This window comes from Roseovarius faecimaris (assembly GCF_009762325.1).
Lineage (GTDB): Bacteria > Pseudomonadota > Alphaproteobacteria > Rhodobacterales > Rhodobacteraceae > Roseovarius > Roseovarius faecimaris.
Window position 1 is genome coordinate 3,629,651 of record NZ_CP034348.1, and the last position, 13,421, is coordinate 3,643,071.

The 13,421-nt window shown below is 63.5% G+C and carries 11 protein-coding genes; 1 reads left to right on the plus strand and 10 read right to left on the minus strand.

Going from position 1 to position 13,421, the window contains the following annotated elements:
- Nucleotides 1-9 precede the first annotated feature (9 nt).
- The 9 genes from EI983_RS18100 to EI983_RS18140 all read right to left on the minus strand — a co-directional run bounded on the left by EI983_RS18100 (nucleotide 10) and on the right by EI983_RS18140 (nucleotide 11,780).
- The gene (locus tag EI983_RS18100) at nucleotides 10-987 is read right to left on the minus strand and encodes a GlxA family transcriptional regulator (protein WP_157708739.1); all 978 of its coding nucleotides are present in this window, start codon (nucleotides 985-987) and stop codon (nucleotides 10-12) included.
- Between the two features lie 53 nt (nucleotides 988-1,040).
- Nucleotides 1,041-3,506 carry a GcvT family protein gene (locus tag EI983_RS18105; RefSeq protein WP_157708740.1) on the minus strand — a complete coding sequence of 822 codons (2,466 nt, stop codon included), beginning with the start codon at nucleotides 3,504-3,506 and terminating at the stop codon, nucleotides 1,041-1,043.
- A 17-nt stretch (nucleotides 3,507-3,523) separates the two neighbouring features.
- On the minus strand, nucleotides 3,524-4,237 hold the full coding sequence (locus EI983_RS18110; RefSeq protein WP_198389339.1) for a hypothetical protein: 714 nt from the start codon (nucleotides 4,235-4,237) through the stop codon (nucleotides 3,524-3,526).
- Nucleotides 4,234-5,058, minus strand: coding sequence for an isocitrate lyase/PEP mutase family protein (locus EI983_RS18115; RefSeq protein WP_157708742.1), 825 nt, complete (start codon nucleotides 5,056-5,058; stop codon nucleotides 4,234-4,236). The genes EI983_RS18110 and EI983_RS18115 overlap by 4 nt, the downstream gene beginning before the upstream one ends.
- Nucleotide 5,059: 1 nt before the next feature.
- Nucleotides 5,060-7,036 carry an oxidoreductase gene (locus EI983_RS18120; RefSeq protein WP_157708743.1) on the minus strand — a complete coding sequence of 659 codons (1,977 nt, stop codon included), beginning with the start codon at nucleotides 7,034-7,036 and terminating at the stop codon, nucleotides 5,060-5,062.
- Nucleotides 7,033-8,064, minus strand: a complete 1,032-nt coding sequence (tdh, locus tag EI983_RS18125) for an L-threonine 3-dehydrogenase (protein ID WP_198389448.1) — start codon at nucleotides 8,062-8,064, stop codon at nucleotides 7,033-7,035. Before tdh ends, EI983_RS18120 begins: the two co-directional genes overlap by 4 nt.
- A 16-nt stretch (nucleotides 8,065-8,080) precedes the next feature.
- The gene (locus tag EI983_RS18130; RefSeq protein WP_157708745.1) at nucleotides 8,081-8,998 is read right to left on the minus strand and encodes a PLP-dependent cysteine synthase family protein; all 918 of its coding nucleotides are present in this window, start codon (nucleotides 8,996-8,998) and stop codon (nucleotides 8,081-8,083) included.
- Nucleotides 8,995-10,191 carry a glycine C-acetyltransferase gene (locus EI983_RS18135; RefSeq protein WP_157708746.1) on the minus strand — a complete coding sequence of 399 codons (1,197 nt, stop codon included), beginning with the start codon at nucleotides 10,189-10,191 and terminating at the stop codon, nucleotides 8,995-8,997. The genes EI983_RS18130 and EI983_RS18135 overlap by 4 nt, the downstream gene beginning before the upstream one ends.
- Nucleotides 10,192-10,262: 71 nt before the next feature.
- Nucleotides 10,263-11,780 (minus strand): trimethylamine methyltransferase family protein, encoded by a 1,518-nt coding sequence (locus EI983_RS18140; protein ID WP_157708747.1) that lies wholly within the window; start codon nucleotides 11,778-11,780, stop codon nucleotides 10,263-10,265.
- 92 nt (nucleotides 11,781-11,872) lie between these two features.
- Between EI983_RS18140 and EI983_RS18145 the strand changes: the two genes are divergently transcribed.
- Nucleotides 11,873-12,769 (plus strand): LysR substrate-binding domain-containing protein, encoded by an 897-nt coding sequence (locus EI983_RS18145; RefSeq protein ID WP_157708748.1) that lies wholly within the window; start codon nucleotides 11,873-11,875, stop codon nucleotides 12,767-12,769.
- 30 nt (nucleotides 12,770-12,799) lie between these two features.
- Here the strand turns inward: EI983_RS18145 and EI983_RS18150 are convergent, their stop codons facing one another.
- Nucleotides 12,800-13,399: a pyridoxamine 5'-phosphate oxidase family protein gene (locus EI983_RS18150; protein WP_198389340.1), complete on the minus strand. Its 600-nt coding sequence runs from the start codon at nucleotides 13,397-13,399 to the stop codon at nucleotides 12,800-12,802.
- Nucleotides 13,400-13,421: the final 22 nt, after the last annotated feature.

A 13,421-nucleotide genomic window follows, 5' to 3' on the forward strand; every position in this document is an offset into this window, starting at 1 on the left:
GCACCAATCCTACCGCTGCTGGCTCAACAGGGTTGAACCACCCGTGTCCCGGCTGGGCGAGACCCCAAAGGCCTTGCGATACGTCTTGGAAAAATGCGAAGGCGCTCGAAACCCGCAGAGCACGCAAATCTCGGTCAGCGTCATATCGGTCTGCGCCAGCAAATACCGTGCCTTCTCCAGCCGCAGCCCCAGATAATACTTCTTGGGCGAGGTCCCGAGGTATTTTGAAAACAGCCGCTCCAACTGCCGCACCGACAGGCCCACGACCCGAGCCACCTCACCGGGCGGCAGCGGGTCTTCTATGTTGTTGCGCATGATATCGACCGCCAGCATCAGCTTGGAATTACGCAGCCCCATGCGCCCCGCGACCGGCATACGCTGCGCATGGCTGTCGGCGCGCGGTGTGCCATAGACCATCTGATCCGCCACCCACCGTGCCAGCTCATCGCCATAATCGCGCCCGATCCGGTCCAGCATCAGGTCCATCGAGCTGGCCGAACCCGCACAGGTGAACACCCGCCCATCGACCGCATAGATCACATCCTGCACGTCGATATCCGGAAACAGCTCGCGCATGGCACCGGCATATTCCCAATGGGTGGTCACCCGCTTGCCGCCCAGAAGCCCGGCCATGGCCAGGATAAACGCGCCGCTGCTCAACCCGCCCAGGTCGATCCCCCGCCGCGCCTCGCGCCGAAGCCAGCTCAGCACCCGCTTGCTGGCTCCTGCCTTCGCGTCGACCCCCGCGCAGACAATCAGCGTATCATCGCGGCGCAGGTCGATCAGCCCGCTCTCCACCCCGATCTTCACGCCGTTCCAGCTTTCCACCGGCTGGCCATCTTCGCTGATCAGCAACCAGTCGTAATACCGCTTGTCCCGGGTAAACCGGTTGGCCAACGCCAGCGCCTCCTGCGCGCAGGTCATCCCCAGCGGCGAAAAGCCGGGGATCAGCAGGAAAACATAACGCTTTGGCGTCTCGTCACTCATCAGGTTCCACCCGCCCCGGGCCTGACCCGGGGCCTTGAGGTCAGGCCGCGGGGTTAGCTGCGCATATTGGCCCCGTTGGCGTCATACAGCGGCGCGCCCTGCACTTCCGCATCATACATCTCGCCCAGGATCTCCACCTGAAGCACCGTGCCCGGCGCGGCTTTCTCGGTAGCGACATAGCCCATCGCCATGGATTTCCCGACCCGGTGCGCATAGCCCCCCGAACTGACATAACCCACCGCATCGCCACCGCTCAGGATCGCCTCATCGCCGGTCACGTCGATCCCGTCCACGTCAATGGTCAGCGTCACCAGCTTGCGGGCCACACCCTCATCGCGCAAGGCCTCTGTCGCCGCCTTGCCGACAAACTCCTTGTTCCAGTTGATGAAAGCATCCATGCCGCTCTCGACCGCGTTGAAGTCGGGCCGGAATTCCAGCGTCCACACGCCCCAGCCCTTCTCCAGCCGCATCGACATCAGCGCCCGCGCCCCGTACCAGGTATAGCCCAGATCGGCACCCGCCTCCTCGATGCTGCTCGCCAGTTTCAGCAGGTATTGCGGACGACAGTAAATCTCGTATCCAAGCTCGCCCGAGAAGCTGATCCGGTTCAGGATCACCGGCACACCGGCGACATAGGTCTGCCGCAGATCGCGGAACTTGAACGCCTCGGCGCTCACATCCTCGCGCATCAGCCGCTGCAACAGCTCACGCGATTTCGGCCCGCTCAGCGCCACGCCATGCCAGTCATCCGACACATTGGCATAGGTCACACCGTCGGGCAGGTCTTTCTCAAACCACCGCCGATGCGCCTCCTGCATCGCGCCCGACCCGAACAGCATGAAGTGATCATCGGCCAGGCACGCGACCGTCAGATCCCCATAAAGCCGCCCCTTCTCGGTCAACATCGGTGTCAGGGTCAGCCGCCCGGGTTTGGGGACATATCCGGCCAGAATAGTGTCTAAATAGGCCCGCGCGCCCGCCCCTTTGAATTCGTGCTTGGCAAAGTTGGCGATCTCGATACCGCCAACCGCCTGCCGCACCGCCTTCACCTCGCGCGCGACATAGTCAAAGCTCCTGTTGCGCTCGAATGTCGGCTCCTCATGGGCATCTTCCGGCCCGTCCGCAAACCACAACGCATGTTCCAGGCCAAAGCCCTGATCCATGACCGCCCCCTTGGCGATCAGCCGGTCATAAAGCGCCGTCGTCTTCTGCATCCGCCCCTTGGGCAGCGTCTCGTTGGGGAAGGTCATGACAAAGCGCCGCTCGTAATTCTCGGTGCTCTTGACGGTGCCCCAATCCGGGCTGGCCCAGTCGCCGAACCGGGCCACATCCATCGCCCAGACGTCAATCGACGGCTCTCCGTCGATCATCCATTCGGCCATGGTCAGGCCCACGCCGCCGCCCTGACAGAACCCCGCCATCACGCCCACGGCGCACCAGTAATTTTTCATCCCCGGCACCGGGCCGATCATCGGGTTGCCATCGGGGCCAAAGGTGAACGGGCCGTTAATGGCATCCTTGATCCCCGCATTAGCCAGCGCCGGGATCCGCTCGAACCCCAGCTCCAGCCGGTCGGCAATCCGGTCCAGATCGGGCGGCAACAGCTCATGCCCGAAATCCCAGGGCGTGCCGGCCACTTTCCACGGCGTGCCCTTCGGCTCATAGGTGCCCAAGAGCATCCCCTGCCGCTCCTGCCGGAAATAGATATTCGCCTCATAGTCGATCCCGCAGGGCAGGCGGCCGGCACCACCCGGCTCCATCCGCTCGACGATCTCGGGGATGGCTTCGGTGATCAGGTAATGGTGCTCCATCGGCTGCACAGGGATGTTGATCCCCTGCATATGCCCGACCTCGCGCGCCCACAGCCCCCCGCAATTGACGATGATCTCGGCATTGATCACCCCTTTGGGCGTGGTCACATCCCAGCTCCCATCGGGCTTCTGTTTCGTCTCTGTGACACCGCAATGCGTGAAATATTGCGCCCCATGCACCCGCGCCGCCTTGGCAAAGGCGTAAGTTGCGCCCGACGGGTCCAGATCGCCATCCTGATCGTCCCAAAGGGCGGCATAATATTGCGAGGTATCAATCAGCGGATGCCGCTCAGCCAGTTCTTTCGGGCTGATAAACTCCTGGTTCAGACCCATGTACCGCGCCTTCGACCGCTCGCGCTTGAGGTAATCATACCACTCCTTGTTCGACGCCGCATAAAACCCGCCGGTCATGTGCAGGCCCACCGAATGCCCGCTCGTCTCTTCGATCTCCTTGTAAAGGTCGATCGTATAGCCCTGCAGGCGGCTGATATTCGGGTCCGAGGAAATCGTATGGATCTGCCCCGCCGCATGCCAGCTCGATCCGCTGGTCAACTCGTCCCGCTCCAGCAGGACAACATCCTTCCAGCCGAATTTGGCCAGGTGAAACAGGATCGAACAGCCCACAACCCCACCACCAATAACCACCACCTTGGCGTGGCTCGGCAGTTGCTTGGCCCCTGCGGTTTCGTCTTTTTGAATCTCAGGCATATCTTTCCCTCACCTGTTCAGAGTTCGTCTTTTGCAAAGATGTGGAACGACGCGCGGTTCACGGCGTCGGGCATCTCACACTCCAGTTTCACCACGCGCACAATGTCCTTCGGCCGTCGCAGCAGCACCGCCTCGGGCTCCATCGTGCACAGCCAGTCACCTTCGGCGTAAAGGTCATAGAAATCCGCTGTCTCCCGGGCGAGGTATTCCTCTTCCGTCTCGATCGGCGGATAGACATCCCGCAGGATGGCAAGCTGCGCCCGCCCCGCCGCGCGGATGCCAAAGGGCGTCGCGATCACCTCGCCGCCACCCGTCGTCGTCAGCGCCCCGTCGGACAGTGCCAGATCATCCAGCAACCAGCCCCGTGGCGTCATCGGCTCTGCCCCAAGACCGCGCAGAATGGCAAAGGCGTCATGGGTCTCGCCCTCCCGCTCGGTCACAGTGCCGGGGATGATGTCGGTATTCCCGTCCAGATTGGCCACCCGCATCCGCCGCAGGGGCCAGAACCGCGTCGCCTCACCGGTGTCGATGCTGATCTCGATCAGGTGCTGATCATGCAGCTTATAGTAATAGCTGCCCAGATTGTCGATGACATCGCGCAGCACATAAATATGCGTCTGCGTCGCCGCCATAAGCCGGTCGCCCGAGCTCATCCCCCGGTCGGGCGTGGCCCATGCAACGCCGACAAAAAGAACAATTTGCGCAAGAATAGAGACGCATATGGCCCTCATTCCGCCGCCCCCTTCGCCAGCAATGCATCCACCTCAGAGCCGGGTGCCGCCTCCAGGAAATCCGAGAAATCTCCATCGTTCAGGATATGCTTTGCCGTGTTGATCAGCGCCGCATGCGTCACCCGCGCCAATGCGGAACCCAGCGAGATGCGCGCCACCCCGATGCCGGCGAACTCCGCGCGGCTGACCCTCGCAAACGGACCCACCGCCAGCGCATTCACCGGCTTCGCGGTTGCGGCGCAGATCCGCGCCAGATCCTCCATCGAGGGCGGCAGCGGTGCATAAAGGCAATCCGCCCCAGCCGCGTCAAAGGCCTGCAACCGGCGGATCGCCTCATTCGTGTCGTAGACCTCGTTCATCACTCCATCGGCCCGCGCGACAAAGACAAAGTCGCGCCCCAGCGCCCGCGCGGCAGCGGCCCCGGCCCGGATACGCTCCACCGCAAGCTCCGCCTCATACGCGCCGTGGTCAGACATCCGCGTGTCCTCAATCGAGATGCCCGCCAAGCCGATCTCACCGGCCAGACGCACAGTTTCGGCCACATCCTCAGGCGCGTCGCCATACCCGTTCTCGAAATCGCCCGACACCGGAAGCGATACGGCACTCACGATGCTTTCCGCATGGGCCAGCGCCTCATCGCGGCTCACATTGCCCATATCCGGCCGGCCCAGCGTGAAGGCATGCCCGCTCGACGTGGTGCCAATCGCCTGCGCCCCCAGGGCGGCCAGCACCTTGGCGCTGCCCACATCATAGGCGTTCATCAGGGTGAACGGGTCTCCGGGCTTGTGCAACTCTCTGAAAACCATGCCAATATCATTCATCTCAAATCTCCAAACCTGCCTTGCGGCCTTCGTAAAACGCATAAGGTGCCTGACGCGGGGCCGCCGCATCGCCGATCAGTTTCAGCGCGACACCCTCCAGCGCCTCCGACAGCGGATCAAAACTCCGGTTCGTCGTCGCCATGACCAGCGCCGCGGCGGCCTGTTCGCTCTCTTCTCCGGTCAGCAGGTTGCGCAGCGTCGCCCCCTGCCCATGCCAGGCGGCAATCGCGTGTTCGGTCAGAAACCGCACACCGCTCTGCGCCAGCTTCGCACGGATCGGAATATCGGCCGAGGTCCGGGCCAGTTCCTTGCCCACCATCGGATCAGGCGTCACCAGCGTCACCTGATGCCCCGCCTCCGCCAGGTGCCAGGCCGTGCCGACACCGCGCATGTTGCCGCCCTCGTCATAAACGATCACCGCATCGCCCAGACGCACCTCGCGGCGCATCACCTCTTCGGGACTCACCACATGGCCCAGCTCCCGGCCTGGAAGCGGCCCCAGATGCGGCAACCACCGCTGTGTGCCGTCCTCATCCGGCAGCGATCCGGTGGCCAGGATCACCACATCCGCCCCCCTGGCCCGCACCTCCGCGTCGTCGAGATAGGAGTTGAGGTGCAGCACCACGCCCAACCGCTCGAACTGCCGCTCATACCAGTCCATCAGGTCGCTGATCTGTGCGCGCCGCGGTTGCAGCCCAGCCAGCCGGAACTGCCCGCCTATCATCGGCGCGGCCTCATGTATCTCGACACGATGCCCACGCTCTGCCGCCACCCGCGCCGCCTCCAGCCCGGCAGGCCCCGCCCCGACAACAAGCACCTCTTTCGCCTGATTAGAGACTGAAAACCGGTCACCGCCCCACGCGTGCTCCCGCCCTACGGACGGGTTGATCAGGCACGAAATCCAATAGTCGCGCGACCTACGCCCCCAACACATCTGATTGCAGGAGATGCAGCCGCGAATGTCGCCCTCGCGCCCTTCACTCACCTTTCGTGCCAGATGCGGATCGGCGATCTGCCCCCGCACGATAGACACCAGATCGGCCTGCCCCGCGCTCAGCACGCTTTCGGCATTTTCAGGTGTGCGGATGCCGCTCTCGGCCTGCACCTTCGCATGGCGCAGCGCGCCTTTCAGTGCCGCCGTCGCATCCACGGTCAGCTTCTCGCCCAGCGCAAAGGTCGGCATCAGCCGCTCAAAGTCGAGATACCCGCCCGACCCGCAGGTGACATAATCCAGATGCCCCGTCGCGTCATGCCGCGCCACGATCTCGGTCAACTCGTCCAGACCGTGCAGAACCGGATAGCTGTCCGTATAGCTCACCGACATGCCGATGATGAACGCCTCACCACAGGCCCGCCGCACGCCCTCAAGGATACGCATCGACATGCGCGTGCGGTTCTCCAGGCTTCCGCCCCACTGATCGTCACGCCGGTTGCTCCAGGGGGTCCAGAACTGCTCCAGCAGCGAATGATAAGCCGCCCAGATCTCGACCCCGTCAAACCCCGCCTTCTGACAACGCACCGCCGCCGCGACGAAAGCCGCGATCATCTCTTCGATCTCGGCTTCGCTCATCGCGTGGCTGCCGTCGCTGTCGTGATAGGAGGGCTGCCCGGACGGGCCCCAATGCGGCTGAAAACTCAGGTCGCTGTCGCCATGCGCGCCCACATGGTAAAGCTGCTGCAGAACAACCGCGCCTGCGTCCTGAACAGGCTCTAATATGGCCCGAAACGCCGGAATCACCGCATCGTCCTCGGCCCGGAAATTCCCCCGTGTCAGCACACCCGTGCGATGCACCGGCACCGGCTCGGCCACGATCATGCCCGCCCCGCCAATCGCCCGCTCCAGAAGATACGCGCCATATTGCGCACCCGGCAGGCCACCATCCGACATATTCGCCGTATGCGCGCCAAAACTGATCCGGTTGCGCAGCGTCTTGTGCCGCAGCTGTAAAGGTTCCGTCAGACGGGGAAAGGACGTCATGCCTGCTCCCAATCCATCACGACCTTTCCGGAATTGCCCGAGATCATCGCGGCAAACCCCTCTTCAAAGTCGTCTATCGAAATCCGGTGCGTGATCAGCCCCGACACATCCAGACCGCTCTGCACCAGCGCGATCATCTTGTACCAGGTCTCGAACATCTCGCGGCCATAGATGCCTTTGATATGCAGCATCTTGAAAATCACCGTGTTCCAGTCGACCGGGAACTCCGTCGGCGCGATGCCAAGCAAGGCCAGCTTGCCGCCATTGTTCATGTTGCGGATCATCTGCTGCATGGCGGCCGCCGCACCCGACATCTCAAGACCCACGTCAAAGCCCTCGGTCATGCCAAGCCGCGCCATCACATCGGCCAACTGTTCCTGGCTCACATCGACCACATGCTGCACGCCCATCTTGCGCGCCAGATCCAGGCGATACGGGTTGATGTCGGTGATCACCACTTTCCGCGCGCCCACCTTCTGCGCCACCAGCGCACCCATGATCCCGATGGGCCCCGCGCCGGTCACCAGCACATCCTCCCCCACCAGGTCAAAACTCAGCGCCGTATGCACCGCGTTGCCGAACGGGTCGAAAATGGCCGCGATCTCATCGGGGATATCCTCCGGGATCAGCACGACATTGGCCTCGGGAATACAGACATATTCGGCAAAGGATCCGGGCCGGTTCACGCCGACACCTTTCGTGTTCCGGCACAGATGCCCGCGCCCGGCGCGGCAATTGCGGCAGGTGCCACAGACCACATGCCCCTCGCCGCTCACCCGCTGGCCGATCTTGTACTTCACCGCCGCCGCGCCGGTCTCGACTATCGTGCCGACAAATTCATGCCCCACGACCATGGGCACCGGCACCGTCTTGGCGCTGAACTCGTCCCATTTCCAGATATGCACATCGGTGCCGCAAATGGCCGATTTGCGCACCTTGATCAGCACATCGCTCGGCCCCACCTCGGGCACCGGCACATATTCCATCCAAAGCCCCGGCTCAGGCCGGGCTTTGACAAGGGCTTTCATCTGGTTCTGCATGGTCTCAACTCCACAAATCCGTGCTGAGGTACTTCAACCCGCTGTCACACACCACAAAGGCCACCGCGCCGCCCTTTTCCGGGCCTTGCAAAAGGCGGATCGCCGCGGCCAGGTTCGCCCCTGCCGAGTAGCCGCCAAAGATGCCTTCAGCGCGCGCCAACATCCGGGCATGATCGGCGGCGTCCTTGCCTGAAACAGTCTCTCTTCCGGCCAAACTCACCCCTTTCAGGTGGGTCAGGTCCGGCATGTCATAGCCCCCGCCCTGGATCGGATGCTCTGCCATATCCGGCTCGACCGCGTAACAGCGCACACCCTTTGTGGCGAAATAGCGGGCGCACCCGCCCAGCGTCCCGCCCGAACCGACAAAGTCGCAAAATGCCGTCACCGCGCCACCTGATTGCTCCCAGATCTCGGGGGCCGTGCCATGTTCATGCGCCGCCGTGTTCTCCGGCCGCTCGAACTGATCGGCGCGAAACGCCCCGCGCTCCGCCGTGATCCGTTGCGCTTCGGCCTCCACCAGCGCCAGATCGGCCCCCGACACCTCTCCGGGCTTCGACCCCGCCGCCTGCGGCACCAGAACCACCTTAGCGCCCAGGCTGCGCATCATGCGCGCGCGCTCTTCCGAATTGCCCTTGCTCATCACGGCGACAAAAGGATGCCCCAGCACACCGCAGACTATGGCAAGCCCCGTGCCCATATTGCCCGAGGTCAGCTCCACCACCACCTGCCCTTCGGCCAGAGCACCCGACGCGCGCGCCGCCTCGATCGTCGCCTTGGCCGCGCGGTCCTTCTTGGAAAACCCCGGATTGAGGTAATCCAGCTTCGCCAGAAGCCGCCCTTCAAGGCCCAATATGTCACTAACCCGGCCCAATTCGACCAGAGGCGTGTTGCCTATCGCGTCGATGATCGACGGATATGTCACCCGATCACCCCCAGGTCGCGCCCCACCGCCTCGAATGCCTCAATCGCCCGGTCCAGCATCTCCCGCGTGAGCGCCGCGCTCATCTGCGTGCGGATCCGGTCCTGCCCTTTCGGCACCACCGGAAAGCTGAAGGCGGTCACATAGACCCCCCGCTCATCCAGCCTCGCGGCCATCTGCTGCGCCAGCTTCGGGTCGCGCAGCATCACCGGGATGATCGCATGCTCTCCGGGCAACAGCTCGAACCCCAGCTTGCCCATCCGGTCGCGGAAATAGGCGGCATTCTCCCACAACCTCGCGCGCAGCCCGTCACCCTCCTCCAACAGGTCAAACACTTTCAGCGACGCCGCCGCGATCACCGGCGCCAGCGTGTTGGAAAAGAGGTAGGGCCTTGAGCGTTGCCTGAGCCAGTCCACCACCTGTGCGCTCGCCGCCGTATATCCGCCCGAGGCACCCCCCAGCGCCTTGCCCAGCGTGCCGGTCAGGATATCCACCCGCCCCATCACGCCGCAATGCTCATGCGTGCCCCGCCCGGTCGCACCCACGAACCCGGTCGAATGGCAATCATCCACCATCACCATCGCGTCATACCGCTCGGCCAGATCACAGATCTCGCCCAGACGCGCGAAATACCCGTCCATCGAGAACACACCATCGGTGGCAATCAGCCTGTGCCGCGCGCCCTGCGCCTCCTGCAAACAGCGCTCCAGATCGGCCATGTCCGAATTCGCATAGCGGAACCGCTGCGCCTTGCACAGCCGCACACCGTCGATGATGCTCGCATGGTTCAGCGCGTCCGAGATAATCGCATCCTCCGGGCCCAGAAGCGTCTCGAACAAACCGGCGTTGGCATCGAACGCCGCCGCATAAAGGATCGCATCCTCCATACCAAGAAAGCCCGCGATCCGCGCCTCCAGCGCCTTGTGCTCTTCCTGCGTCCCACAGATGAACCGCACCGAGGCCATGCCAAACCCATACCGGTCCAGCCCCTCATGCGCGGCCCTGATGATCTCCGGGTGATCCGCCAGCCCGAGGTAGTTATTGGCGCACAGGTTGATCACCTCGCGCCCGTCCGACAGCCGCACCTCGCCCGCCTGCATCGAAGATATCACGCGCTCGCTCTTGTAAAGACCCTCCTCGCGCAGCCCCTCCAGCCGCCCGGCGATATCCTCGTTGAACCTTTCAGATGCGCGCATGATCATGACCTTTCATTGTTCCGAAAATACTCCGGGGGAATCGCCTGAAAGGCGATGGGGGCAGCGCCCCCTTAATACCACGCCTCCGGTATCTCACGCTTGCGCCGGGCAATATAGTCCCTGAGCGCCTCATCCACGGCCTCGTCGATCGGCGGGGCCTCATACCCCTCCAGCATCGCGGTCCACCGTTCATAGGCACGTTGGCGCATGTCCTTCTCGCCCGCCTCTTCCCAGCTCTCCACATTCTCGGAATCGCTCAGCGCAGGTTCGTAAAACGCCGTCTGATAGTTCCGCATCGTATGCCCGCAGCCCAGGAAATGCCCGGCCGGTTCCACCTCCGCATAGGCGTCGCGCGCCAGCGCCTCGTCGCTGGCATCCAGGCCCCCCAACAGCTTCTGATAGGCGCCCAGGCGATCCGCATCCATCACCAGCTTCTCAAACCCGGTGCACAGCCCGCCTTCCAGCCATCCGGCCGCGTGCAGCACGAAATGCGCCCCTGCCACGGCTGTCGACTGCATCGAATCCGCACTTTCATAGGCCGCCTGCGCATCCTCGATCTTGCTCGCCGTCAGCGACCCGCCACAGCGCAGCGGCAATCCCACCCGCCGCGCCATCTGACCGATGGCATAGTTGCTCAGCACCGGCTCGGGCATCCCGAACGTGGGCGCGCCGCTTTTCAGGCTCATCGAACTCAGGAAATTGCCCAGAACGAAGGGCGCGCCGGGCTTCACGATCTGCGCGAAGGCGCAGCACACCAGCGCCTCGGCCATCGCCTGTGTCACGCTTGCTGCCGTGCTCACCGGCCCCATCGCGCCGCTGAGGATAAACGGCACCAGCACAATCCCCTGACCGCGTCCGCAATAGACCTGGATCGCCTCGCTCACCACCTTGTCCACCAGCAGGGGCGAATTGGTGTTCACATTCCCCATGATCACACAATTCTGGTCCATGACCTCGCGCCCATGCAGAATCTCGGCCATGTCCACACTGTCCTGTGCCCGGCTCTTCTCGGTGATCGCGCCCAGATGCGGCTTATCCGACCAGCGCATATGCGTATAGACCATGTCCAGATGCCGGTGGCTCACCGGCACGTCGCAGGGCTCACAGATCACCAGCCCTGTGTGATGCAGGTTCGGATGCAGATACGCCAGCTTCACCAGCTTCTCGAAACTCTCCATATCGCCATAACGACGGCCCCCCTTCAGGTCGCGCACAAAGGGCGCGCCATAGATCGGGGCAAAGACCTGATTGGCGCCGCCAATCCGCACATTCCGCGCCGGGTTCCGCGCCACCTGGGTGAACTCGCTCGGCGCTTGCCGACACAGCTCTCTGATCCAGGCCGCATCGGCGCGCAGGCGGTTGCCCTCCATCTTCGCGCCCGCGCGTTCCCAGATGCGATGCGCCTCCGGGTCATCGCGGAACTCGATCCCGACCTCTTCGATCAGCCAGTCAACCTGCTGCTCCAGCCTGACGATGGTCTGCTCGTCCATCACATCAAACACCGGCAATCGCCGCGCCACATGCGGTGAGGCCAGCGGCCCCGACCGGCTGCCGCCGCTGTCTCTCCGGGTCTTGCTGCGTCGCGCCATCCCTGTCACTCCCCTTGGTTTCAAATCAATCTATCTGAAGGGGCGAACCTCGTGATCCTTGCAAAAGCTGAGGCTTTGGATAACTTCAGATTATGCAAGAGCTGTGGAAACTCGTCTCGTCCCCGCGTCACTTGCTGGTGTTCGAGGCCGCCGCCCGCACCGGCTCTTTCACCCGTGCCGCGCAGGAGTTGAACGTACAGCAACCCGCCGTTTCCGCCTCGATCAAGCAGTTGGAGGTCTCGCTTGGCACGCCGCTTTTTGCCCGCGCGCACCGGTCCGTGACCCTCACACAGGCGGGGGAGCGGCTCTTTGCCGATGTCTCCGCCGCCTTCGCCCGCATTCACCAGACCGCCAGCATGCTCAGCCAGCGCAGCGCGCAGGATCACGTCACCCTCTCGGCCTCCACCGCATTCGCACATTACTGGATGGTGCCGCGCCTTTCGGATTTTCACGCGGCTCACCCGGATATCGACCTGCGCCTGCAAACCTCGGACCGCGAGCCCGATATCGGCGCCGAAGGGATCAGCCTGGCCATCCGGCGTGGCCTTGGCGACTGGCCGGGATGCAAAAGCCATCTCATCGCGCTCGAGGTGATCATGCCCATCGCCGCCCCGCGCGTCATGGCCTCCGCCATCAACCTCGCGACGGTCGCCAACCTGCCAAATCAGTCTCTGATCCACCTCGAAGAGCCCATTCGCGACCGCCCAAGCTGGGCCGATTTCTTTCGCCACTGGAACGTGCCCTTCACCGAACCGCGCACCGGCCTGCGCCTCAACGACTACGCGCTTGTTCTGCAGGCGGCCATTGCGGGCGAAGGGTTCGCCTTCGGCTGGCAACATGTAACCGAAAGCCTGGTGTCGCGCGGCCTGCTCGCCGCGCGCCCGGAATGGGCCTGGACAACCGGCGCGGGCTTCTACCTGGTTTGGTCCGCCACCACCCCGCTCAGCCCGCAGGCCGAACAGGTACGCGACTGGCTGATCTCGCTGTAGGGTGCGTGATTTCACGCACCTCTCACATCCTCAATAGAGCGTCTTGGCATACAGCTCATCAATCACCGACTGCTCGGTCGATGGCACCTCGACCTGCCCATGATCCCGCACTATCTCATAGAGCGTCGCCACGGGCCGCTCCTCGGGCCATGTCTCGGGCTTCCACAGCCCGCCGCGCAACGGGGCCTTCCCGCAATGTGAGAACACCTCGTCCACGCGAATACGCAACACCGTCTTGGGCAGCCGCCCGTTGATGGCGCAACGCTCCCGCAGCGCCTCATCTTCCGAAATCTCCGCCCGCCCATTCACTCTCAGCGTCTCGTCCACCGTCGGAATCATGAAAATCAGCGCCACCGCCGGGTTCCGGATCAGGTTCAGCAACCCGTCAATGCGGTTGTTCCCCGGCCGGTCCGGCAGGATCAGATGGTGATCATCCTCAACAATCACAAAGCCCGCCGGATCACCCTTGGGGGACGCATCCATACGTTCACCATCGCTCGTCGCCAGCACCAGAAACGGCGAGGCCGCGATAAACGCCCGGCAATGATGGTCCAGATGATCGATCACCTTCACGGCGGCCCTCGGGCTCACCTCGCCATATATCTCGCGCAAGCGGTCTTCTGTCATCATGACGGGCTTCTCCTAACCTATC